Here is a 23537-nt window from a genome sequence, read left to right as displayed (position 1 = left end):
ATGAGGAGTGCCCGTGGCCGAACAGCTCTCCGCCGAACAGCTCTCCGCCGCCCGGCCCACGCTGGAGGCGGTCGCGGCGCGCGCCGGGGTGTCCCGGGCCACCGCCTCGCGCGTCGTCAACGGCGGCGAAGGGGTCCGCCCGCGGCTGGTGGACAAGGTCCAGGCGGCCATCCGGGACCTCGGCTACGTGCCCAACCACGCGGCGCGCACGCTGGTGACGCGCCGCACGGGCGCCGTCGCGGTGATCATCGCCGAACCGGAGATCCGGATCTTCTCCGACCCCTTCTTCTCCCGCCAGGTCAGGGGCATCAGCAAGGAGCTGACCGCGAACGACACGCAGCTGGTGCTGCTGCTGGTGGAGGACCGCGGCGACTACGACCGCATCGAGCGGTACCTGGCGGGTGGCCACGTCGACGGCGCGCTCGCCTTCTCCCTGCACACCGACGACCCGCTGCCCGCCATCACCCGCCGCATCGGCATGCCCACGGTCTACGGCGGCCGGCCCGGCTGGACGGGCGGCGCCGGGGAGCACGGTCCGGTGTCGTACGTCGACGCCGACAACCGCGGGGGCGCGCGCGAGGCCGTACGGTACCTGGTGGAGCTGGGGCGGCGGCAGATCGCGCACATCGCCGGGCCGCTGGACCAGACTTCGGCGACCGACCGGCTGGACGGGTACCGGGACGTGCTCCTCGACGCCGACCCGGCACTGATCGCCGAGGGCGACTTCACGGCGGCGGGCGGGGCCCGGGCGATGGCCGAGCTGCTGGAGCGCAGTCCGGGGCTGGACGCGGTGTTCGCCGCGAACGACCTGATGGCCACGGGCGCGCTGGGCGTGCTGCGCGAACGGGGCCGGTCCGTGCCGGGGGACGTGGCGCTGGTCGGTTTCGACGACGCGGAGCTGGTGGCGGAGAGCGCCGAGCCGCCGCTGACGACCGTGCGCCAGGACATCGAGGGCATGGGACGCCTGATGGCGCGCCTGCTGCTGCGGACCCTGGACAAGGACCAGGGCGCTCGCGGAGTTCCCGGCTCGGTGATCACCCCGACCTCGCTGGTCCGGCGCGGCTCGGCCTGAGGGGCGAACTCGCCTTCCTCCCGCGGTGAACGGGGAGATTCCCGACTGTCCGGCGCACCCCTCTTGACGGGGCGCCGGTGTGGGGTGCACGCTCCAGTCGCGCTCTGAGAGCGCTCTCAAGACGCTCGGAAGCACCGCATCCGCCACACCGAGGAGGACCCAGCATGTCCAACCCCCGAGCCGCCCGGAGAACCACGCTCCGTCTCGGCGCCGTTGCCCTGACCGGAGCCCTCCTGGCCGCCTGCGGATCCGGTTCCGACGGCACGTCCGCGGAGGGCGGGGGCGGCCGGGTCACGCTCACCGTCGACCTGTTCGGCGCCTTCGGCTACCAGGAGGCCGGGCTCTACGCCGAGTACGAGCAGCTCCACCCGAACGTCAAGATCAAGCAGACGGACACCGAGGACGAGCAGGACTACTGGAAGTCGCTCCAGACCCGGCTGGCCGGCGGCGGCGGGCTCGCGGACGTGCAGGGCCTCGAGGTGGGCCGCATCGCGTCGGTGACCCAGAAGCAGGCCGACAAGTTCACGGACCTCAAGGAGTACGGGGCGGGCTCGCTCGAGAGCGAGTTCGCCGCCGCCAAGTGGGCGGCCGCGACCACCAAGGACGGCAAGGTGCTCGGCCTCGGCACCGATGTCGGACCCGAGGCCATGTGCTACCGCAGCGACCTGTTCGCGGCGGCGGGCCTGCCCACGGACCGTACGGAACTGGCCGCGAAGTGGGCGACCTGGGACGGCTATCTGGACCTCGGCCGCCAATACCGGGACAAGGCGCCGGCCGGCAGCTCCTGGCTGGACAGCGTCGGCAGCCTGAACGCCGTCATGGTCGGCCAGGCGAAGGAGCGGTACTACGACGCCTCGGGCACGCTGATCTACGAGAACGGCCCCGCGGTGAAGTCCGCCTGGGAGGCCTCGGTCAAGGCCGCGGCGGACGGGCTCAGCGCCAAACTGGACCAGTGGTCGCCGCCGTGGAACCAGGCCTTCGCCTCGGGCTCCTTCGCCACGATGCCCTGCCCCGCCTGGATGCTCGGCTACATCAAGGGGCAGGCGGGCGACGCGGGCAAGGGCAAGTGGGACGTGGCCAAACTGCCGGGAGGGGCGGGGAACTGGGGCGGCTCCTACCTCGCGGTCCCCCGCGCGGCCCAGCACAAGAAGGAGGCGTACGAGCTGGTCAAGTGGCTGACCGCCCCCGAGCAGCAGACCAAGCTCTTCCGCAAGCAGGGCAACTTCCCCTCCGCGGTGAAGGCCATCGGTCAGGTCGCCGACGCCAAGGACCCCTACTTCTCGGACGCGCCGATCGGCCGGATCTTCGGCGACGCCGCCGAGCAGGCGCCGGTCCAGGTGCTGGGGCTCCACGACAAGGACATCGCCGACCAGATAGCCAACGCCCTGAGCGAGGTCGAGCGCAAGGGCACACCGCCCGAGACCGCCTGGTCGAACGCGAAGAAGGCCGTCAAGAACGCCCTGGGCTGAGCCGCCGTGACCGCACCCGCCCCGCCCTCCGCACGACCGCGCCGGGCCCCGGCACCGGCCCTGGCCGCGTACGCCTTCGTCGCCCCCTTCTTCACCCTGTTCGCCGCGTTCGGGCTGTTCCCGCTCCTCTACACGGCGTACGTCTCCGTCTACCGCGTCGAGCTCCAGAACCCCGGGGAGATGGAATGGCGGGGCCTCGGCAACTACACCGCCCTGTTCACCGATCCGTTCTTCTGGACGGCCCTGCGCAACACCTTCACCATCGGCGTCCTGTCCACCGTGCCGCAGTTGCTCGTCGCCCTGGGCCTGGCCCACCTCCTCAACTACAAGTTGCGCGCGCTGACCTTCTTCCGCACCGCGCTGCTGCTGCCGTACGCGACCTCCGTCGCCGCCGCCTCGCTGATCTTCGCCCAGCTCTTCGGGCGGGACTTCGGGCTCGTCAACCAGCTGCTGGGGCTGGTCGGCTTCGACCCGGTGGACTGGCAGAGCGGTACGGCCGCCTCACAGATCGCCGTCTCGACCATCGTGGTGTGGCGGTGGACCGGCTACAACACGCTGATCTACCTGGCGGGCATGCAGTCCATTCCCGGCGAGCTGTACGAAGCGGCCGAGGTGGACGGGGCCTCGAAGTGGCGGCAGTTCCTCCACGTGACCCTGCCCGGACTGCGCCCCACCATCGTCTTCACCGTGGTGGTCTCCACCATCGGCGCCACCCAGCTCTTCGGGGAGCCGCTGCTCTTCGAGGGGTCCATGTCCGGTGGCATCTCGCACCAGTACCAGACCCTCGGCCTGTACATGTACGAGCAGGGCTGGGGCTTCTTCCACCTGGGCCGGGCGGCGGCCATCGCCTGGGTGATGTTCCTGCTGATCGTGGCGCTGGTCGGGGTCAACTCCCTGCTCCTGCGCCGACGTTCCCACAAGGAGGCCGGCCGATGAGCTCCTCCCCGGGCGCCCGGCGCGGTGGCCGGCTCACCTACGCGGTCCTGGTCTGCGCGGTGGTCGTCTCGGCGTTCCCGCTGTACTGGACCCTGGTCGCGGCGAGCCGCTCCAACGCCGATATGGCGCGGCCGATGCCCTCACTGCTGCCCGGTCCGCGACTCCTGGGCAACCTGCAGGCGGTCCTGGACGAGGCGGACATCGGCCGGGCCCTCCTCAACTCGCTGATCGTCTCGAGCGCCATCACGGTCGGTACGGTGCTGTGCTCCACCCTGGCCGGCTTTGCCTTCGCCAAACTGCGGTTCCGGGGACGCGGGGCCCTGCTGAGCGCCGTCGTGGCGTCGATGATGATCCCGCCGCAGCTGGGAGTGATCCCGCTGTTCATGCTGATCGTGAAGCTGCACTGGGTCAATCAGCTCCAGGCCGTCGTCCTGCCCGGGCTGGTCTCCGCCTTCGGCGTGTTCTTCATGCGGCAGTTCCTCGCGCAGTCCCTGCCGGACGAGCTGATCGAGGCGGCCCGGGTCGACGGGGCCTCGTACGCCCGGGTCTTCTGGTCGATCGTGGTGCCGGTGGCCCGGCCGGCCATGGCCGTCCTCGGGCTGCTCACCTTCATGACGGCCTGGAACGACTTCTTCTGGCCGGTGGTCGCACTGTCCTCGCAGGAGCCGACCGTGCAGGTCGCCCTGCGCCAGCTGGGCGGCGGCTACGTCCACGACCAGTCCGTGATCATGGCGGGCACCCTGCTCGGAACGCTGCCCGTGCTGCTGGTCTTCGGCCTGCTGGGCCGGCAGATCGTCGGCGGCATCATGCAGGGCGCGGTCAAGGGCTGAGCGCCCTTCTCCCGCGCAGCGCCGTCTCACCCCACCTTCCCCAGGAGTCCTCCCATGACCACTGTCGACGCGTCTCCCGCCACGGGGGCGGCGCTCCGCTTTCCCCCCGGTTTCCGGTGGGGCACCGCGACGGCCGCCTATCAGATCGAGGGCGCGGCAGCGCTGGACGGGCGCGCCCCCTCGATCTGGGACACCTTCAGCCGCACGCCCGGCAAGGTGCTGGGCGGCGACACCGGTGACACCGCCGCCGACCACTACCACCGGATGGCCGAGGACGTGGCCCTGATGAAGCGGTTCGGTGTGAGCGACTACCGCTTCTCGGTGGCCTGGCCGAGGGTGCAGCCCACCGGCCGGGGTCCCGCCGTACAGCGGGGGCTCGATTTCTACCGGCGGCTGGTGGACGCGCTGCTGGAGGCCGGGATCCGGCCGGTCGCGACCCTCTACCACTGGGACCTGCCGCAGGAACTGGAGGACCTCGGGGGCTGGCCGCACCGCGACACGGCCGAGCGGTTCGCCGAGTACGCCGGGCTCGTCGCGGGCGCGCTCGGGGACCGGGTGGCCAGCTGGACCACCTTCAACGAGCCGTGGTGCGCGGCCTTCCTCGGGTACGCGTCCGGGCTGCACGCCCCGGGCCGGACCGAGCCCGAGGCCGCGCTGCGGGCGGCGCACCATTTCAACCTCGCCCACGGGCTGGGCGTACGGGCGCTGCGCGCGGCGCTGCCCCGGCCGGCGGAGGTGTCGCTGACGCTCAACCTGCACGTGGTGCGGCCGCTCACGGAGTCGGCCGCCGATCTGGAGGCGGCGCGGCGGATCGACGCGGTGGGCAACCGCCTCTTCCTCGATCCGGTGTTCCACGGGCGGCTTCCGCGGGACCTGGTCCGTGACACGGCCGCGCTCACGGACTGGTCGTTCGTCCGGGACGGCGACCTGGCGGCGGCCTGCGAGCCGATCGACTGGCTGGGCCTGAACTACTACTCCCCCACGGTGGTCGCGGCCGCCGGGCCGGGCACGTCCGGCGCCGTCCCCTCGGCGGCGCTGTCGTCGTCGCTGTCGCCGTCGCCGTCGCCGTGGCCGGGGGCCGAAGGGCGCGTACGGTTCCTGCCCGCTCCCGGGCCCCGTACGGCGATGGACTGGCCGGTCGACGCGGGCGGGCTGTACGAACTGCTGACGCGGCTGCGCGACGAACTTCCCGGTGTGCCGCTGCTGGTCACCGAGAACGGCGCGGCCTACGGGGACCACGCCGATCCGCAGGGCGCGGTGCACGATCCGGAGCGGATCGCCTATCTGCGGGGCCATCTGGCCTCCGTGCACCGGGCCATCGGGGACGGGGCGGACGTGCGCGGGTACTTCCTGTGGTCGCTGCTGGACAACTTCGAGTGGACGTACGGCTACAGCCAGCGGTTCGGCATCGTCCACGTCGACTTCGCCACGCAGCGCCGCACGCCCAAGGACAGCGCGCACTGGTACGCGGACGTCATCGCCCGGGGCGGGCTCGCGCCGTGAGGCTCAGCGCAGCAGGTCGGGGTACCGGGCGTCGGCGCGGCCGGATCCGACGGTGAGGTCCAGGGTGCGCGGGGAGCCCGGGTCGGACAGCCCCGCTCCGAGGTCGATACGGCCCCGCCCGGTCCGGGAGGTGACCCGGAAGGCGGTGGCATCGGGGACGGTGAGGTCGAGCCGGCCGTCTCCGATGTCGGCGCTGACCTTCTGCGGCGGGGCGGCGAAGTCGACGGCCGCCCGGCCGGAGCCGATGGCGAGCTCGATCTCGGGCGAGGTCAGTGCCGTGGCGGCCGCCCGGCCGGAGCCCACGCGGGCGCGGATCGCGCCGCGCAGCCCGGTGAGCTGGAGCCGGCCGGAGTCGATCCGGGCGTCGACGGTGCCTCCGAGGCCGCCGATGTCGACGCTTCCGGAGGATGCGGCGACCGTGACCGGGAGGCCGGCGGGCACGCCGACACCGAGCTGGACGGAGCAGGCGAATCCTCCCGTCAGCCAGGAGTCCTCGTGGGGGCAGCGGGGGGTCAGGGTGAGGATGCTGTCCTGCCAGCTTTCCTCGATGACCGGCTGCTTGCGCGACCAGGCGACCTCGGCGCGGTAGCCGACCTCTTGGTCCCCGCGCGGGCGGACCGTGATGTTCGCGCTGCCGCCCGTGATGCGCAGGGCGGTCACCGGATGCCCCGCGCTGCCGCCGTGCAGGGTGGCGGTGCGGGTGACCCCGTGGGCCCCGGCCTGCCAGGCGGCGGGGAGGACGACGAAGACCGCGCCGAGGAGGGCGGCGAGGATCCACAGGAGGCGGCGCTTGGGACGGGGCGGAGGGGCCACGGAGATCCGAGAACGGCGATCCCGCCCCGGCTCGCCCCCGCGGATCGTCACGGGCCGAGGTGCACGTGCCCCGTCCAGTCCCAGGGGTTGACCGGACCGTCCGTGGAGTCGGGCGCCGCGAGTTCCCTCCTCATGCGGCGTAGAGCCTGGTGCAGCGCGAGACCCGGGTCCCGGTCCGTTCTGAGCCGTTGGTAGAAGGCCGTGGGGTCCCAGCAGTTCCCGCCGAAAAAACAACGCTAAGCAGCTGCGGCCCAGTTCAGAGGGTGGATCAGGGCAGCCGCAGCGGATGCCCGCCGAGGGGTGCCCGGAGCGCGGTCCTGGTCACTGGCAGAGAGCGCTGACCCGGTTCTCGTACTCGCGGCGGGCCTTGCGCTGTGCCGGGACTGCCGGTGCGCCCTGGGTGCCGTCGAGGGGCTGGCAGCGGGTGAGGAGCTGGCGGTGGACGGCGGGGACGGCGCTGACGCGCAGGGTGTAGCCCTGACCGCGTCGCACGGTAACCCCGTGGTCGAGCGCGGCCCGCTCGGCGGGCTCCAGTTCGGTGGCGCGGAGGAAGTCGGCGACCTTGCCCGGCATGTCGAGGGTGACCGGCAGCTCCGATGCTGACGCGCCCTCCTCGATGGCGGTGCCGTCGGGCAGGAGGTCGGCGACGGTCGTGCGGATCGCCCCGCGGCTGACGCCGTGTTCCCGGGCGAGGGCGGCAATCGAGCGGCCCTCCAGGTAGGCGGTGCGCACGTCGGCGGTCGTCTCGGCCGGGACGGCGGGGCGGCGTCCGCCCTTGTTGCCCTTGGCCTCGGCGGCCCGCAGCCCGTCGTACGTCAGCTCGCGCTGGAGGTCACGCTGGAGTTCGCCGGCGGCGGCGAGGGTCTGCACCATGAACTTCACCGTGGACAGCAGCTCTCCGGTCCGCGGGTGGCGGGCCGTGAGCTCCATCGCGGAGAACGCGCCGTCGTGGATACGCAGCCCTACTTGGTCGCGGTGCAGGACGTCGAGCACGTCGAGGATATGCCCGGTGCCGCGCACCAGGCGGAACATCTCGGAGATGTGCACGGTGTCGCCCGGCCGCGCGTACGTCAGCAGCTCGCGGAACTTCGGGCGCTGGAGCGGGTGGAGGCGGCTGGAGGTGCCGCCGTCCTCCTCGAAGACGACCGGATCCTCGATCCCGGCCTCGGCCAGGACGAGATCCTGCCGGGCGGTCGACTGCTGGTCGGTCGAGACCCGCTTGTAGACCAGGTTCGCCACCGAGGGCCCCTTCCGTGCGGAGGATCGGACCCTACCTGTCGTCAAACCCTGTCAGCAATCACCATCGGATCCGATTGGATTCGATCCGCCGTGAACCCCCGGATTGCACGGGTTCATTGGACGCGTCTGGCGCCTGTCGTCAAACGATCGTTTACCGACAGGCGCCAGACGCTCCCTTCAATGAATCAACATCGATCTCACCTCCGGGCCTCAGACGTGGAGCTCCTGCGGAAAGCCGGTCCAGCGAAGCTCGGCGGGGAGGTGGCCTGAGTCGTTGAAGAGGAGGATCGACGGGGGGCGGCCGGGCGCATAGCGGATGACAGTCAGTGCCGCGTTGGCGTGGTTGATGCCCATCCAACGCCACTTCGGCGCGTCGAGGGCGGCTCGGACGAGCCAGCCGACGAGGAAGTTGTGGGTGACGACAAGTTCGTGGCGTGGTTCGTCGCCGACGACGGGCCCAGTGAAGTCCGCGAGCGCCGCCGCCGCGAGGGCGGGTCCCTGCTCGCGTTGCTCAGCCGGGAACTGGTCTAGGAACCCGAGCATGGCGTCAGCCGCCTCGGTCGGCAGCTCCTCGCGCGCCGGGAGGTAGGGAATGTAGTCGCCGGCTGCATCGGAGCACCGACGGTGGACGCCGTCGAGCTGTTCACCGACCAGCTGGGCGGTCTGTTCAGCACGGGCGAGCGGCCCGTGGTGGATCGCCGCCAGCGGGACGCCACGGAGCCGCTCCCCGAGCAGGGCGGCCTGGCGGCGGCCTGCCTCCGTCAGTTCACTTTCGTCCGACGATGCCTCGCCGTGGCGGGTGAGATAGAGGTAGCGGGCGGCCGTACCGGTCATGGGCGGGTCCTTCAGGAAAGTCGATCTTGCGGACTAATGGAGGGACGCCGACCACCCAGGGCCGGTTCCACGAAGGGGTGGGGTGTGTACCGCCCTTCCCCGTGGGGTGGCGCCGGGACCGATCGTCGCTCTACAGCCCGGCTGCGGGCTCGTCCGTACCAACGGTCCGCAGCGGCCGGTGTCCCTGCTCGTCGAGCTGGGCCAGTTCGTGTTCGTAGTCGACGGTGATGGAGCCGTAGTAGTTCACCACCGAGCTGCGAGCCGGGGAGATGTGCGCCAGGACCTCGGCGTCCACCTCGCGGCCGGCCCCGCGCAGCTCGCCGACTGCCAGGCCCATGTACTCGGTGTGCCAGCAGACCACCGCGTTCGTCACCACCGTCAGGCACCACGCCTGCTCGTTCTGCTGCTCGGGCTGACGGCGGGTGATCTTGCCCTCGCGGGCGTAGTGGAGCTGGCGGCGCAGGGCATGCAGGGACTCGCCCTTGTTCAGCTGCCGGGCGATCTTGCGCCGGTAGCCCTCGTCCGACAGGTACTTCGCCGCGTAGATCGTGCGCCGAATCGCGCCGTACTCCTTGAGCGCGCCGCGAGGGCGTTCTGCCGGGAGGACGCGGAGAGCTTGCCGACGATCAGGGAGGCGGTGGCGTGCCCGTACTTCAGCGATCCGGCCAGGCGGAGCAGGTCGTCCCAGTGGTCGGCGATCAGGTCGAGGTTGGCCTTCTTCGTCAGGAGCGGTCCTGCCTTCGGGAACCGCTCCTCGTAGTCGTTCTTGGCGCCCATCCGGTACAGGGTGATCTTGCCCAGGTCGCGGATGCGGGGCGAGAGCTGCTTACCGACCAGGTCGAACAGGCCGAAGTTGACCAGGGTGACACCGTGCGTGTCCGTGGCGTGCTCGGTGATCGGCAGGTCGGTGGCGTTGCCGAGGATCTCGTCCAGCACGTAGTGCGCCTCGCGGTGCGTGGCCACGATGACCTTCGTGCCGAATGTGGAGTGCTGGTCGGAGACGTGGGTGTACGTGGAGATTCCCTCGGAGACGAAGTACTTGTTCAGGTGCCGAGCGGTGATCGACTTGCCCCGGGTGGGAAAGCGCTGGCCGTCGGAGGAGGACAGGGTGCCGGAGCCGAACATCGCGGTCACCGGCAGCTTGTGGTGGTAGTTGACCAGGCAGATGTTCGCCTCGCGGAGCGTCTCCTCACGGATGTACCACTCCGCGGTCCACGCCAGCACGTCGTAGGGGATGCCGCAGGACGCGGCCATGCCGTGCAGCCCGAGGTTCGTGGAGAGCCCGATCAGGCAGGCGATCAGATTCCTTTTGAGCTGCGGCGAACGGGTCTGCTTGCCGCCGGCGTGAACGAAGCAGTCCAGGAAGCCGGTGTGCCGGTCCATCTCCACCAGCAGGGAGGCGATCGGCACGTTCGGCAGCATCCGCTCCAGCTCGGCGTGCAGTTCCTCGGCCTCGGACGGGATGTCCTCTGCCGTCAGCGGCGAGATGACCAGCTCCCCGGCGTCGTTCAGCCTGACCGGCCCGTCGCCGCGCCCCAGGACTTCCTCCAGGTCGGTCAGGGCCTCGTCGAGTTCGTCCATCACCAGCGGTAGGGCCTGTGAGGCGTCGGGGCTCTTGCCGACCAGGCGGCAGAACTCCGTGCGGTGCGTCTCCCACTGGGCGGGCTTGAACAGGTAGGCGGCCGGGTTGTCGTAACGGCGCGAGCCCGGCACGAACACATCCCCGCTGCGCAGGCCGTCGCGCAGCGCGAGCAGCGTGCACAGCTCCCAGTAGTGCCGGTACGCGGTCGCATCCCCCTTGGCGGCCTCGTCCAGGTAGCCCTGCCAGCGGGCCGGCACGAACAGCGTCGGTGCGTTGTCGGGGACGTTGCGGGCACCGATGGCGTTCAGTTCCCGCAGGATCGTGAGCGCCTCGATCAGCGGCTGCGCGTCGGTGCCGCCGGCGAATCGCACCGCCTCCAGTACCTTCGGCGCGAACTGCCGGATGTAGGTGTAGGAGCCTTCCAGCAGCGCCAGGTGCCCGTGGTCCTTCGGCAGCCGCACTGTGGCCGCGGCGTGCGCGGCCCGCAGCCGGGACATGCCGATCTTCCCGCGCAGCAGCGTTCCCACCGCCTCGTCCGGGATACCGGCATCGGCCAGCACGGGCAGGATCTCCTCCAAAAGGGCGAGCCGGTCCTCCGACAACTTGGCCCGCTCGGCAAGTACCTCACGCAGCTTGATCCGCGCGCGGGACTCCGAGCCCGACAAGGTCTGGTCGAAGAGCTGGACGACGGAGTCCAGGACGTCGACCGAGGACTGCGCGAGCAGTGTCAGCAGGATCGGATGGCGCCGGTTGGGCTCGCGCCGAACCAGGGCCTGCGCGGTCAGCCGGCGCCCGATCTGGGCCAAGTAGCGCCGACGTTCGGCGGGCAGCGACGACATGTCGACGGTGTCCGCGCCAAGTCCCCGCAGGAACCTCAGCTTCTCGACCTCGCCGCCCACACTCGTCGGCGACGCCTGCACCGGCCCGGTCACCAGCCAGTGCAGCCGCGAGGACCGCAGCTTCGCATCGAAGACCAGCAGCCCGTCCAGAGCCGGCGCCCGCTCCGGGCCCAACAGGTGAGCCACGCGCGCGTAGGTCTCCCGCTCGGCGGCCTCGCGGGCGGAGGCGACCTTCTCCAGCAGCGAGACGACACCCGGCCGGATCACCTTCGCTGAACGCAGGTACTCGCAGCCCAGCCGGAACAGGAGACTCGGGGCGTCGTGTTCCATCGCGCGGGCCAGCAGGAACTCGTCCAGCTCCTTGAGCTCGATGATCTTCGCCGACTTCCACCCTAGATACTCGGCGATCTCCCGCAGATGGTCGGTACGAGTCTGCTCCCGCTCCCCGTAGCCCGCCAGATCTGTCACGGCGAGCCCGAGCTGGCGGGCCAGGCGGCCGACCGCCGCGGGTGGTGCGGCGGGCACAGCATCGGGGACGAAGCCCAGCCAGGGCAGGGCAGACAGTTGCACAGCGGCGCCGAGCACGTTCTGGGCCCGGCGGAACTTCCGCAGGAACGCCTCGTCGGCCGGGGTGAGGGTGAAGTGCCGGATCAGCTCGTCCTTGCCGATCGTCGGGAAAGACCGCAGGGCCTCCAGCTCCTCATCACTGAAAACCCGCGTCGCCATCCGACCGCCCTCCAGTCTCCGTCACCCGGTCAGCCCAACGAGCCACCCTGCACACGGCAACGGGCCGCTGCTCCGCCTTCTCCGAGATCACGCCAGATCAGGGGAGCCCCACGGGCTTAGCGTTGCTTTTTCGGCGGGAACTGCTGGGACCCCGCCGTCGCCGTCCGTGTGGCCACGCGGTCGTCCAGCTCGTGCCGGGCCGCGATGACGTGGCGGAAGCCGGCCAGGTGCACAGCGGCTGCCAGGTGGAGGGCCTCGTCGGGATGCCGGTCGTGGGCGTCCGCTCCATGACAGGCCGACAGGTAGGCGAGCTCGCCGCCGCCGATGCGCAGGGCGGCGAGGTCGGCGAGGGTGACGGGGCCGTCGAAGGCGCTGAGCGCTGTGTCCGTGGGGGCGGTCAGGCCTCGCGCTCCGTGCCCGGCGAAATGGAACCAGGCGTACGTGCCGAGCCCGGACAGCAGGCTGCCGCGGGTGGCCTCGGAGCCGGCCAGCGTGGTCACGGTCACGGGCGCGGCCTCGGTCACCGCCGCGATCTCCTCCCGTACGCCGCGCAGGACGTCCGTACGGTCGAAGGGGGTCGGGACCGACACCGCGAGCAGTGCTGCGGCCCGGCCGTTCGGTACCGCGGGGCGCGCGGATTCGGCCAGGATGCGCAGGGTCGGCGCCTCCGAGGAGACGACGCGGTCGATGACGGCCCGGCCGGAGCCGTCGTGGTGGCCGGTGGCAAAGAGCGGGAACGTGCTGAGGGGGCCCGTGGCACACCACTGGACCCGCGGCCAGGGCAGGCCCTCTTTCGGCGGGGCCCGATGGCCCAGCGCTTCCAGGGCCGGCCCGGTGATGGCGTCCCAGCCCCAGGCGAGGAGTTCGCCGATCTCCTCGATCGCCGTTTCGAAGGCGACGAGCTTCGAGCGCTCCGGGGGGGGCGCCCGGCACGGGCCGCGGCGGCCAGGGCACGTTGCGCGGACCGTGCTTCCGCGGCGGCCTCGGCGTAGCGGGCGCGCTGGCGGGCGGCAAGATCCTCGTCGAAGTCCAGGCCCAGGGCCGCGATCCGGAGGGGTGAGGCGGCCGGGTCCGCGTCAGCGGCCGGCCGGAGCAGGATGGCGTCGCAGCGCGTCCTTGCGGCATTGACGACGACCACGGACCCGCACGCCGTCGAGGCGGCCAGGTCTTGCGGAGTCGGCGGCCCGAGGAATCCCCCGAAGCCGTCGAGCCGGCGGATGTCCGCGAGGAGCCGTCGGTGCCGCTCGTTGACCCGCGCCAGCCGGGCACCCCGGTCAGGGACCGGACCGCCATGGGTGAGTGCTCCGGCCTCGGCACGCAGGGCGCGGTAGCGGGCGGCCAGCTCCGGGTCGGCATCGTCGAGCCGTTCCAGTTCGAAGCCGGAGTCGGTGAGCTGGCTCCAGAGCAGACCGCGGCCCTGCTCCAGGAGCGCCGCCGCCTGCTCCGGATCGTTCATTTCCAGGGCCCACGCGGCGGCGGTGGAGGCGAACCCCGCCCACTCCCCCACCAGAGCCAGCCGGTCGTCGACGCTCAGCCCCTGCCAGCCCACGGCCGCCAGCAGCTGGAAGGCGTACCGGGCCCCCTCCACCCCGGCCGCGGGGTCGGCCGCGCCTTTGAGCACGGCCCACTTCCGCGCCGCGTCCCCACGGGGCCGGACCAGCGATGCCCCCTCGCGACGTGCTTCGTCGTAGGCGGCGATCGCCTCGGCCAGCGGGTGGGGATCGAGCGTGGCCCCGAACTGCATCAGGAGCGTGTCGCCCAGCCTGCCCAGGTAGGTGACGCGGTGGGCGTGGCCCGGCTGCGTGCCGTCTGCGGCGGCTCTGGCCTCCGACACGGCGGCGGCGAGATCGGCCGGATCTCCGCCGCGCAGGAACCGGTGGTACAGCACCTTGCTGAGGCCGGCGTGCCGGCGCCCCCATTCGACATGCCCGTGCGGGGTCCATCCGACGGCGCGCCGGGCGAAGGTGACCGCCTCTTCCAACAGCTCGGGAGTGCCTTCCTGCCCGTACAGGTCATCAAGTGCGCCCGCGAGGTTGTCCCACCTGGTTGCGGCATGGTGGTCAGTGGGCGGGGTCAGCTCCACGCAGTGCCGCAAGTGGCCTACCGCGACCTCCAGTTCGGCGAGTACGCCGGTGCGCCTGAAGAGGCCCATGCGCGCCGCCGACAGGTTGGCCAGCACCGAGGGGAGGGCTTCCCCGTCACCTGGTACCAGCCCCAGGGCCCGATCCAGGACTTCGGCGGCCGTCCGCAGGTCCGCAAGGTCATGGCTGTGGTCGTGGCGCCGGAGCAAGGCGATCCCCAGGCGGTTGAGCCGGATCACTTCGTGCATCGCCGGCACACCGGGCACTTCGGCGGCCTCCAGGAGGCGGACGGCCTCGTGGATGTCGGCCGGGTCCCCCCGTTGCTCGAACCGCAGGCGAAGGAGCATGCCGAGGGTGCCCGCGGCACTCGCGGTGGCGTCGGGGTCCGCGGCCTCCAGCCCCAGTCGGGCCCAGCGCAGGGCTTCGTCCAAGTGCGCGGGGTTGCCGGTGTCTTCGGCGCTCCTGCTGTAGGCCTCGGCCACGAGCCCGTGGAGTGCGGTGTAGGAGGGGTGGGTGGGCGGCGTACTCTCCACAGCCTCTGCCGCGAGTCGTACCGCCGTGGTGAGGAGCAGGGGGAAGCGCTGCTCACCGTGGGAGTGCAACAGCGCTGTCACCCGCCGTAGCCGGATGATCAGCGGGTCCGTGTCCGGACCGGGTTCCGGCCGGGCGCTCTGCTCGGTGAGGAAGCGCCGCAGGTTCCTCCGGATCGTGGGGTCGTCCGGCTGCGTGGCGGCTGCGGCGGCCACGAGCGCTGTCGCCTCCTCGAGGTCGCCCGGGTGACCGCCGCTGTCGGCACGGGCCCGCAGGACCACTCCCAGATTGGAGACCAGGCCCGCGTGATCCGGGTGCTCCGCCGGCAGGAGCGGCAGCGCGTCGCGCAGCCGGTCCACGGCCTCGTCGAGGTGTCCCTGGTCGTCGGCCTCGCCGACGATGAAGCGCTCGTAGAGCAGCCCCGCGAAAATGCTCAGGTGGATGGGGTGGCGAGGATCGCCCAGGTCGGCGGTGCGGATGAGGGTGCGCCCCTCGGCGACGGCCCGGTCCATGTCCTCGAGCCGCTCGCACACCTCAGGGACGATCTCGAGGGTGCGCCAGATCTTCTCGGTGACCGCCCGGCGGCGCGGACCGGCGGGATGCAGGCTCGCCGCTTGCGCGAAGCAGCCCAGGGAGCGCCACAACGCGTCCGGTTCGCGCCGGGCCAGCGCCAGTCCGTGCAGGGAGGCACCGAGGTTGTCCAGAGGGGAGGCCTTGTCGTCCGGGCGGGCCAGACGGACGGCGTGCTCGTGGGCCGTGACGGACGCCAGCAGGTGGTCCACGTCGTGCGTGACCTGGTAGAGCCCGTAGAGCGCGGTGCCTAGTGCTGTGACCGGGAAGGTTCGCCGGGTTGCTCGTGGTGCTGGTTGGAAAGGAGTTCTCCAATCAGCGTGGGGAGGCGGGATGGCGCAACCGGTCCGGGTTCGCGGGCTGACCGAGCAGGAGGGAGCTCCCCGGCCAGCTCGCGCACGGCCGCCACGGTGCCCGGGGCCAGGTGTTCGGCGACGTACCGCTCGCCCACCGCGTCGCCGGCGAAGGTCTCGACGAAGGAGACGGCCCGGATGCGGCGCGGCCCCGGCTCGGGGAACCCGCTGAGCAGCTGCCCGTCGAAGGCCAAGGCGTCGGCGAACCCCCCGCCCGGCCCGCAGGGGCCGGCTCCGGGGGGCCCTTCGCGCAGCCGCCCGGGGCGCCGGCCCCCGGCGCCCCCCGGCCTCAGCGCACGGAAGCCCTGAGATGGTCGGCGGCCTCGCGCGCCGCGTCGACGGCTCCGGCGCGCGCGGCCTCGCGGTCGGTGTCGGCACGGGTGTAGGTGACGCGGACGACCATGTTGCTGAGCCGGAAGCAGACCTGCGCCGCGGCGGGGCGTTCGGGGTTCTCCGTCCGCGAGCGGACGAACGCCTCGTCGCCGATGGCCGTGACGTCCTCGGGGGAGGTCTTCTCCCAGCCCAGGGTCTTCCCGCGCTCCTCGCGGAGATCCTCTGCGGCGAGGTCCTCGGTGAGGACGGAGGACTGCAGGAAGATCCCTGCCCGGGTCGGGCTCTCCTCGCGCGGGGCGGACCAGCTGCACGAGCCCCGGCCCTCGCGGCCGCCGTAGGACGTGGGCACCAGCCGGTGGACGGTCTCCGGCGTCACCAGCTCGCAGTGGTGGGGCTCGGCGCCGAAGTCGCCCGGGTGGGTGCGCTGCCAGTGCTTCCACGCCGCGAGGGACAGGCCGGCGACGATGAGCATGGAGATCGCGACGAACGCGATCAGCGCACGCCGTTCACGGGCGGTGCGGCGGGGCACGGGTCTGCCGGGCGGTGTGGTCACCGCGGCAGCATAGGGGCCGGGCCCACGGACCGCACAAACGTTTCCGCGGACCGGCCGGCGCCGACCCGCGCATACCCGCGCCGACCCGCCACCGGCCCACGGCCGGGCCGCGGCCGGTCCGGTGGCACACTGGCCGCTGATCCGCCGAAGGGGAGTACGTCGTTGTCCATGTTCAGCAACCTGCGCCGGGCCGTGCGCCGCGGCTACCGGCGCACCGTCGACCTCAGCCACCCGGCGCGCTCTCCGCTCGGCAGCGCCGTCGTCAACTGCATCGTCTACCGGAACGGCGTGCGCCAGGACGGCTGCGCCGACGCCGCCGAGGCGCTGCGCCTGGTCCGCAAGACGGGCGACGGCTTCGTCTGGATCGGCCTCCACGAGCCCTCGCAGACCGAGCTCGCCGGACTCGCCGAGCTGTTCGGCCTGCATCCGCTCGCCGTCGAGGACGCGGTCCACGCGCACCAGCGGCCCAAGATCGAGCGCTACGACGAGACCCTCTTCGCGGTGCTCAAGACCGTGCGCTACGTGGAGCACGAGGAGCTGACCGCCACCAGCGATGTCGTCGAGGGCGGCGAGCTCATGGCCTTCGCCGGCGCCGACTTCGTCATCACCATCCGGCACGGGGGCCGCGGCACCCTCGGATCGGTCCGCGAGGAGCTGGAAGCCACCCCCGACCACCTCGCCAAGGGGCCGGTCGCCGTCCTGCACGCGATCGCCGACCACGTGGTCGACGAGTACGTGGCCGTCACGGACGCCGTGCAGAACGACATAGACGCCGTCGAGACCATGGTGTTCAGCGAGCACGGCGGGCGCGGCGACGCGGGCCGGATCTACCAGCTCAAGCGCGAACTGCTGGAACTGCGGCGGGCGGTGGCCCCGCTGAGCCGGCCGCTCCAGCAGCTGAGCACGCTGCCGATACCGGTCATCCCGCCGGAGATGCGCACCTACTTCCGCGACGTCGCCGACCACCTCACCCGCGCCACCGACCAGATCGGCGCGTACGACGCCCTCCTCGACTCCATCCTCCAGGCCCATCTCGCGCAGGTGACCGTCGCCCAGAACGAGGACATGCGCAAGATCACCGCATGGGCGGCCATCGTCGCCGTCCCGACGATGGTCTGCGGGGTGTACGGCATGAACTTCGACAACATGCCGGAACTGCACTGGACTTACGGGTACCCCTTCGTCATCGGCGTGATGGCCGTCGCCTGCTTCGTGATCCACCGGGGATTCCGGCGCAACGGCTGGCTCTGAGCGCGAGCCGCCCCGCCGATGCCGGGTAGGGTCCCGCTATTGGCGCGCGATGACGACGAACGGGCAGGTCAGGCATGGGGCAGGGGACCACGGGCGGGGTGGCGGGGGAGCTGGTCGGGGACCGGATACGGCTCGAACCGCTGGAGCTCCGCCACCACGACGGGCTCTGCGAGGCGGTCCGCGACGGCAGTCTGTGGGAGCTCGCGGTGACGACCGTCCCGCACCCGGACGACGTACGGGGCTTCATCGAGGACGCGGTCGCGGCGCGCGGGGAGGGCACGCAGATCCCGTACGCGACGGTGGAGGCGGCGACGGGGCGGGTCCTCGGCTCGACCCGGCTGATGGTGATCAACACCGCGAACCGGCGCCTCGAGATCGGCTGGACCTTCCTCGCGGAGTCCTGGCAGCGCAGCGGCGCGAACACGGAGGCGAAGCTGCTGATGCTGACGCACGCCTTCGAGTCGATGGGGATGAACCGCGTCGAGCTGCTGACGGACGTGCGCAACGCGAAGTCGCGGGCCGCGATCACCCGGCTCGGTGCCACCCACGAGGGCGTACTGCGCCACCACATGGTCATGCGGGACGGCTGGATCCGGGACACGGCGGTGTACAGCATCACCCGCCCGGAGTGGCCCGAGGCGAAGCGGGGCCTGGAGGCCCGCCTGGAAGCGGGCCGCACCACCGGCGCCGGCACGACCGGGATCGGCACCACCGGCACGGGCACCGGCGCCGGGCGCACCGTCACCGCCTGACCCGGGCCTTCGGGAGGCGGGCCGCTCCGGGCGGGACCGCGGACTACCGCCGCGCCCGGGCCAGGAAGTGCGTGGCGGCGTCCTCGTACGCGGCCAGGTGCCAGCCCGCCGCTTCGAGGGCCGGGCGGAGGTTCGGCTCGGCCAGGGGGTCTTCGGGGCTCACCGCGCGGCCGTGCCGGGCCGCGCGTTCGGCGCGGCCGGACGGGTGGAAGAGCAGGAGCTCCCCGCCGGGCGCGGTGACCCGGGCCCATTCGCGCAGGGCTCCGTCCGGACGCGGCAGGTGGTCCAGGAGACCGGCGGCGAAGATCCCGTGGACGGCCCCGGCGGCGAGCGGGAGCCGTCCGCAGTCGGCGAGCAGCAGCCGGGCCGGGCCGCCCCGGCCCGCGCGGGCGGCGGCCGTGAGCATGGCGTGCGTGAGGTCGACGCCGATGACGGTGCCGGACGGCCCGACCAGTTCGCGCAGCGCGGGCAGGGCGCGGCCGCTGCCGCAGCCCAGGTCGAGCGCGCGCTGCCCGGGGCGCAGCCGCATCCGGGCGACCGCGGCCTCGTACGCGGGGGTCTGGTAGGCGAACCGCTCCTCCCAGGCGGCCGCCCTGGGCGTGAAGAAGGCACGGGTGGCGGTGGTTTCGGCGCGCCCGGCGACCAGCTCGGCGAAGCGGCGCAGCACCTCGCAGCCGGCCTCGTCCGGGTCGGGCAGCCCCCACGCGCTGGCGCCCACGCGGAATCCGTGCGGCGCGCCGGCGCCGCCGAGCAGCGGGTCGGCGCCGCCGAGCAGCGGGTCGGCGGCCCCGGACCCGCCGCGGTCGGGGCCCGCGGCCCGCGCGAGGAGCCGGGCTCCGTCGCCGAGCGCGAGGACGGGGACTTCGGCGGCGAGCGCCGGGCCGATGAGGGGGAGGGCCGCGGGAGTCGCGGTCGGGGCGAGGATCAGTGCGTCGATGCCGGCGAGGGTGGCCGGGAGCGGGTCGTCGGCGGCGGTCCGCCAGGGGCCCGCGCGCCGAACACCGCTGGTCGCCGCGCGGGAGCTCCCCCCCCCCACTCCGCGGACGGTCCGGCGAGAGAGCCGCACGCACCGGGCCGGACTCCGCGGGGTGCGCCCGGTCAACCAAGGCGCCGTCGCCCCCGGGACTGGTCCCCGGTACGGAATCGAGCCCTCCGACGGGTGTCCGTGCTGGTCAAAGCTCCAAGGCCCGCTGTCCCGCGGCCCTCGCGCAAGCAGTCGGTTCCGAGGTCTTGAGGTGGCGAGAGATCTGGTAGTAAAGTTTCCTAACGAAGTCGCCCGAGCATCAACTGCCTTATGGAGGCCTTGTGTTCACCCCCCACCGCAAGCGACTGGCCATCAGTGCCCTGCTCGGCACTGCCCTTCTCGCGGCGCCCGTCACCGCCCACGCGACCACGGCTCCCGACGCGGCCCCCACCGCGCGGGTGTCGGCGGCCGCCGCCGTCGGACTCGACGATCCGGTGAAGAAGGACATCGCCATGCAGATCGTCTCCAGCGCCGAGAACTCCTCGCTGAACTGGAAGGCGCAGTACAAGTACATCGAGGACATAGACGACGGCCGCGGCTACACGGCCGGCATCATCGGCTTCTGTTCCGGCACCCACGACATGCTCGAACTCGTCGAGTACTACACGAAGGTCAAGCCCGGCAACGTGCTCGCCAAGTACCTCCCGGCCCTCAGGAGGGTCGACGGCAGCGACTCGCATTCCGGCCTCGACCCCAACTTCACCAAGGACTGGGTCAAGGCGGCCTCCGACGCCGACTTCAAGAAGGCCCAGGACCACGAGCGCGACCGCGTCTACTTCAACCCGTCCGTGAACCAGGGCAAGTCCGACGGGGTCGGCGTGCTCGGCCAGTTCATCTACTACGACGCCATCGTCATGCACGGCGACGGCACCGACTCCACCAGCTTCCGCAACATCCGCAAGCGCGCCCTCTCCAAGGCCAAGCCCCCGGCCCAGGGCGGCAACGAGACCACGTGGCTCAACGCCTTCCTCGACGCCCGCGTCTGGGCGATGAAGCAGGAGGAGGCGCACAGCGACACCAGCCGCGTGGACACCGCGCAGCGCGTGTGGGTCAAGAAGGGCAACCTGAACCTCAACACCCCGCTCGACTGGAAGGTCTACGGGGACCCGTTCCACATCGGCTGACCGGTCCCGCGTGACGAGCGACGGCGGCCCGGGGGCGCGCTCCTCCCCGACCCGGGCCGTCGTTGCGAGAAATTCACCGGCCGAATTGTCACATTCGGTGACCGAAGCGGACCGGTGGGTCTCAAGTTGCGCCCGGTACTGATGTGTTTAGGACGCGGAGAGATGAAAAGTAACCATTCTGGTCCCTCGCCAACTGGCTTGACCAGGCCGTAAGCGGGGCATAAGTTCTGCCCCGGCCGGGTCCATCTGGACGGGCCGACGAACCGTCCTCTGGGGGGACTCATGCACTACTACACCGACGTTCTGAAGAAGTACGTCGACTTCTCCGGCCGCGCGCGCCGCCAGGAGTTCTGGATGTTCTTCCTCTTCAACCTGGCCGCGCTGATCGTCGTCGCCATCCTCGACGCGGTCATCGGCACGTCGCCGCTGCTCTACTCGCTCTACGCGCTGGCGACCTTCCTGCCGAACCTCGGACTCGCCGTCCGCCGCCTGCACGACCAGGGCAAGTCCGGCTGGTGGGTCCTCGTCGGCCTCATTCCGCTCGTCGGCTTCATCTGGGCGATCGTCCTGATGGCCACCGAGGGCCAGCCGAACCCGAACCAGTACGGCCCGAGCCCCAAGGCCGTCCACGCCTGAGCAGGTTCGTAACCCGTAGTGCCTGAGCGTCGCCACTGGCTGGAAACAGTCGGTGGCGACGTTTTCGGCGTTTGGGCGGTCCCCCCGCCCCGACGCCGGGCACCGTGCGTGACGTGCGTCTCGCACGCGCTTGCGCCGGGGGCTGTCCAGACCGGCCCGTTCACGAGATATCTTGATGTCGAGCAATGTTGCAGACGAGAGACGCAGACTGTGGAGCGGAGCATCCGGTGACTGACTCGACCATCATCTACACGCACACTGACGAGGCCCCGGCCCTCGCGACGTATTCCTTCCTGCCTGTGATCCAGGCGTACGCGTCGACGGCCGGTGTGAATGTCGAGACCCGTGACATCTCCCTGGCAGGCCGGATCATCGCCAGCTTCCCCGAGTACCTGGAAGAGGGCCAGCGGATCGCGGACGCCCTCGCCGAGCTCGGTGAACTGGCGAAGACCCCCGAGGCCAACATCATCAAGCTGCCGAACGTCTCGGCCTCGATCCCGCAGCTGAAGGCCGCGGTCGCCGAGCTCCAGGGCCAGGGCTACGCGCTCCCGGACTACCCGGACGACCCGAAGAGCGACGAGGAGCGCGAGAACCGCGCCCGCTACGACAAGATCAAGGGCAGCGCCGTCAACCCGGTCCTGCGCGAGGGCAACTCCGACCGCCGCGCCCCCGCCTCGGTCAAGAACTACGCCAAGGCGCACCCGCACCGCATGGGCGCCTGGGTCCCCGAGTCGAAGACGAACGTCGCCACCATGGGCGCCGACGACTTCCGCTCCACCGAGAAGTCCGTCGTGATCGCCGAGGCCGGCACGCTGCGCATCGAGCACGTCGACGCCGACGGCGCCGTCACGGTGCTGCGCGACTCCGTACCGGTCCTCGCCGGCGAGGTGGTGGACGCGTCCGTCCTGCACGTCGACGCGCTGCGCACCTTCCTGAACGACCAGATCGAGCGTGCCAAGGCCGAGGGCGTCCTGTTCTCCGTGCACCTCAAGGCCACGATGATGAAGGTCTCCGACCCGATCGTCTTCGGCCACGTGGTCCGAGCCTTCTTCCCGAAGACCTTCGCCCGCTACGGCGAGACCCTGGCCGCCGCCGGCCTGTCCCCGAACGACGGCCTCGGCACCATCCTGAACGGCCTGGGCGCGCTGCCCGACGCCGACGCGATCAAGGCCTCCTTCGACGCCGAGATCGCCGAGGGCCCGGCCCTCGCGATGGTCGACTCGGACAAGGGCATCACCAACCTGCACGTCCCGTCCGACGTCATCGTCGACGCCTCGATGCCGGCCATGATCCGCACCTCCGGCCACATGTGGGGCCCGGACGGCGCCGAGGCCGACACCCTCGCCGTCCTCCCGGACAGCAGCTACGCCGGCGTCTACCAGGCCGTCATCGACGACTGCCGCAAGCACGGCGCGTACGACCCGTCCACGATGGGCTCGGTGCCGAACGTCGGCCTCATGGCCCAGAAGGCCGAGGAGTACGGCAGCCACGACAAGACCTTCGAGCTGGCCGCCGCCGGCACCGTCCGCGTCGTCGACGCCTCGGGCGCCACGGTCCTGGAGCAGGAGGTCGCCGCCGGCGACATCTTCCGCGCCTGCCAGACCAAGGACGCGCCGATCCAGGACTGGGTCAAGCTCGCCGTCACCCGCGCCCGCGCCACCGGCGTCCCGGCCGTCTTCTGGCTCGACGCGGGCCGCGCGCACGACGCGCAGCTGATCACCAAGGTCAAGACGTACCTCGCCGAGCACGACACCGAGGGTCTGACCATCAAGATCCTGTCCCCGGTCGAGGCCACCGCGTACTCCCTGGAGCGCATCCGCCGCGGCGAGGACACCATCTCGGTGACCGGCAACGTGCTGCGCGACTACCTGACCGACCTCTTCCCGATCCTGGAGCTGGGCACCAGTGCCAAGATGCTCTCGGTCGTCCCGCTGATGAACGGCGGCGGCCTCTTCGAGACCGGCGCCGGCGGCTCCGCCCCGAAGCACGTGCAGCAGCTCGTCAAGGAGAACTACCTGCGCTGGGACTCGCTCGGCGAGTTCCTCGCGCTGGCCGTCTCCTTCGAGCACCTCGCCACCACCACCGGCAACGCCCGCGCCCAGGTCCTCGCGGACACGCTGGACCGTGCGACCGGCAGCTTCCTCGGCGAGGACAAGTCGCCGAGCCGCAAGCTCGGCGGCATCGACAACCGCGGCAGCCACTTCTACCTCGCCCTGTACTGGGCGCAGGAGCTGTCGCGCCAGACGGACGACCCGAAGCTGGCCGCCGCGTTCGACCCGCTGGCCAAGACGCTGGCCGAGTCCGAGGAGAAGATCGTCGGCGAGCTCATCGCCGTCCAGGGCTCCCCGGCCGACATCGGCGGCTACTACCAGCCCGACGCCGCCAAGGCCGCGGCGATCATGCGGCCGTCCGCGACGCTGAACCAGGCGCTCGCGATCCTCGGCTGACACCGCCGGAAGGCTCCACCGCTCGAACGGGTCCGCCCC

The 23537-nt window shown here is 71.7% G+C and carries 17 protein-coding genes and 1 pseudogene; 10 read left to right on the top strand and 8 right to left on the bottom strand.

From position 1 onward, the window contains the following. The first annotated feature begins 13 nt into the window (after nucleotides 1-13). From DRB96_RS35115 to DRB96_RS35095, 5 genes are all read left to right on the top strand, one after another. Nucleotides 14-1072, top strand: a complete 1059-nt coding sequence (locus DRB96_RS35115) for a LacI family DNA-binding transcriptional regulator (RefSeq protein WP_112452061.1) — start codon at nucleotides 14-16, stop codon at nucleotides 1070-1072. A gap of 164 nt (nucleotides 1073-1236) precedes the next feature. Further along, nucleotides 1237-2541, top strand: a complete 1305-nt coding sequence (locus DRB96_RS35110) for an extracellular solute-binding protein (RefSeq protein ID WP_112452060.1) — start codon at nucleotides 1237-1239, stop codon at nucleotides 2539-2541. A 60-nt stretch (nucleotides 2542-2601) separates the two neighbouring features. Further along, on the top strand, nucleotides 2602-3477 hold the full coding sequence (locus tag DRB96_RS35105) for a sugar ABC transporter permease (RefSeq protein ID WP_239516812.1): 876 nt from the start codon (nucleotides 2602-2604) through the stop codon (nucleotides 3475-3477). Further along, on the top strand, nucleotides 3474-4307 hold the full coding sequence (locus DRB96_RS35100) for a carbohydrate ABC transporter permease (protein WP_112452058.1): 834 nt from the start codon (nucleotides 3474-3476) through the stop codon (nucleotides 4305-4307). The genes DRB96_RS35105 and DRB96_RS35100 overlap by 4 nt, the downstream gene beginning before the upstream one ends. Nucleotides 4308-4361: 54 nt before the next feature. Continuing rightward, nucleotides 4362-5810: a beta-glucosidase gene (locus DRB96_RS35095; protein WP_112452057.1), complete on the top strand. Its 1449-nt coding sequence runs from the start codon at nucleotides 4362-4364 to the stop codon at nucleotides 5808-5810. A gap of 3 nt (nucleotides 5811-5813) precedes the next feature. On the opposite strand, the gene DRB96_RS35090 is transcribed toward DRB96_RS35095, so the two are convergent. The 7 genes and pseudogenes from DRB96_RS35090 to DRB96_RS35060 form a co-directional block, all read right to left on the bottom strand. Then, nucleotides 5814-6623, bottom strand: coding sequence for a hypothetical protein (locus DRB96_RS35090; RefSeq protein WP_112452056.1), 810 nt, complete (start codon nucleotides 6621-6623; stop codon nucleotides 5814-5816). Between the two features lie 321 nt (nucleotides 6624-6944). Then, nucleotides 6945-7862 carry a recombinase family protein gene (locus DRB96_RS35085; protein ID WP_112452055.1) on the bottom strand — a complete coding sequence of 306 codons (918 nt, stop codon included), beginning with the start codon at nucleotides 7860-7862 and terminating at the stop codon, nucleotides 6945-6947. Between the two features lie 210 nt (nucleotides 7863-8072). Continuing rightward, nucleotides 8073-8696: a histidine phosphatase family protein gene (locus DRB96_RS35080; RefSeq protein ID WP_112452054.1), complete on the bottom strand. Its 624-nt coding sequence runs from the start codon at nucleotides 8694-8696 to the stop codon at nucleotides 8073-8075. Nucleotides 8697-8826: 130 nt separating this feature from the next. Continuing rightward, nucleotides 8827-11843: pseudogene (locus DRB96_RS35075) on the bottom strand (Tn3 family transposase). 116 nt (nucleotides 11844-11959) lie between these two features. Further along, nucleotides 11960-12658 carry a CHAT domain-containing protein gene (locus tag DRB96_RS35070; RefSeq protein ID WP_343234712.1) on the bottom strand — a complete coding sequence of 233 codons (699 nt, stop codon included), beginning with the start codon at nucleotides 12656-12658 and terminating at the stop codon, nucleotides 11960-11962. Nucleotides 12659-15275: 2617 nt separating this feature from the next. After that, entirely contained in the window at nucleotides 15276-15572 is a 297-nt protein-coding gene (locus DRB96_RS43375) for a hypothetical protein (protein WP_162689118.1), read from the bottom strand. A 95-nt stretch (nucleotides 15573-15667) separates the two neighbouring features. Then, the gene (locus tag DRB96_RS35060; RefSeq protein WP_162688961.1) at nucleotides 15668-16264 is read right to left on the bottom strand and encodes a hypothetical protein; all 597 of its coding nucleotides are present in this window, start codon (nucleotides 16262-16264) and stop codon (nucleotides 15668-15670) included. 168 nt (nucleotides 16265-16432) lie between these two features. Here DRB96_RS35060 and corA point away from each other — a divergent pair, with 168 nt between their 5' ends. Further along, nucleotides 16433-17515: a magnesium/cobalt transporter CorA gene (gene corA, locus DRB96_RS35055; RefSeq protein WP_112452051.1), complete on the top strand. Its 1083-nt coding sequence runs from the start codon at nucleotides 16433-16435 to the stop codon at nucleotides 17513-17515. A 74-nt stretch (nucleotides 17516-17589) separates the two neighbouring features. Continuing rightward, nucleotides 17590-18267 (top strand): GNAT family protein, encoded by a 678-nt coding sequence (locus DRB96_RS35050; protein ID WP_112452050.1) that lies wholly within the window; start codon nucleotides 17590-17592, stop codon nucleotides 18265-18267. A 43-nt stretch (nucleotides 18268-18310) separates the two neighbouring features. On the opposite strand, the gene DRB96_RS46405 is transcribed toward DRB96_RS35050, so the two are convergent. Then, nucleotides 18311-19303 carry a class I SAM-dependent methyltransferase gene (locus DRB96_RS46405; RefSeq protein ID WP_343234657.1) on the bottom strand — a complete coding sequence of 331 codons (993 nt, stop codon included), beginning with the start codon at nucleotides 19301-19303 and terminating at the stop codon, nucleotides 18311-18313. Nucleotides 19304-19572: 269 nt separating this feature from the next. Between DRB96_RS46405 and DRB96_RS35040 the strand changes: the two genes are divergently transcribed. The 3 genes from DRB96_RS35040 (at nucleotide 19573) to DRB96_RS35030 (ending at nucleotide 23498) form a co-directional block, all read left to right on the top strand. After that, nucleotides 19573-20415: a chitosanase gene (locus DRB96_RS35040; RefSeq protein ID WP_239516560.1), complete on the top strand. Its 843-nt coding sequence runs from the start codon at nucleotides 19573-19575 to the stop codon at nucleotides 20413-20415. A gap of 282 nt (nucleotides 20416-20697) precedes the next feature. Beyond that, nucleotides 20698-21051, top strand: a complete 354-nt coding sequence (locus DRB96_RS35035; RefSeq protein WP_112452049.1) for a DUF805 domain-containing protein — start codon at nucleotides 20698-20700, stop codon at nucleotides 21049-21051. Between the two features lie 227 nt (nucleotides 21052-21278). After that, complete coding sequence (locus DRB96_RS35030; RefSeq protein ID WP_112452048.1) at nucleotides 21279-23498, top strand: NADP-dependent isocitrate dehydrogenase; 2220 nt, start codon at nucleotides 21279-21281, stop codon at nucleotides 23496-23498. The last annotated feature ends 39 nt before the right edge of the window (nucleotides 23499-23537 follow it).

This window comes from Streptomyces sp. ICC1 (assembly GCF_003287935.1).
In the GTDB taxonomy this organism is placed as follows: Bacteria; Actinomycetota; Actinomycetes; order Streptomycetales; family Streptomycetaceae; genus Streptomyces; species Streptomyces tritrimontium.
Note: the sequence above shows the minus strand (reverse complement) of the source record. Positions and strands in the feature narration are given on the sequence as shown.

Excerpts from the sequence above, each read along its gene's own strand:
- DRB96_RS35110 (WP_112452060.1), top strand. The coding sequence starts at position 1,237 with ATGTCCAACCCCCGAGCCGCCCGGAGAACCACGCTCCGTCTCGGCGCC.
- DRB96_RS35100 (WP_112452058.1), top strand. The coding sequence starts at position 3,474 with ATGAGCTCCTCCCCGGGCGCCCGGCGCGGTGGCCGGCTCACCTACGCG.
- DRB96_RS35095 (WP_112452057.1), top strand. The coding sequence starts at position 4,362 with ATGACCACTGTCGACGCGTCTCCCGCCACGGGGGCGGCGCTCCGCTTT.
- DRB96_RS35080 (WP_112452054.1), bottom strand. The coding sequence starts at position 8,696 with ATGACCGGTACGGCCGCCCGCTACCTCTATCTCACCCGCCACGGCGAG.
- corA (WP_112452051.1), top strand. The coding sequence starts at position 16,433 with ATGTTCAGCAACCTGCGCCGGGCCGTGCGCCGCGGCTACCGGCGCACC.
- DRB96_RS35050 (WP_112452050.1), top strand. The coding sequence starts at position 17,590 with ATGGGGCAGGGGACCACGGGCGGGGTGGCGGGGGAGCTGGTCGGGGAC.
- DRB96_RS35035 (WP_112452049.1), top strand. The coding sequence starts at position 20,698 with ATGCACTACTACACCGACGTTCTGAAGAAGTACGTCGACTTCTCCGGC.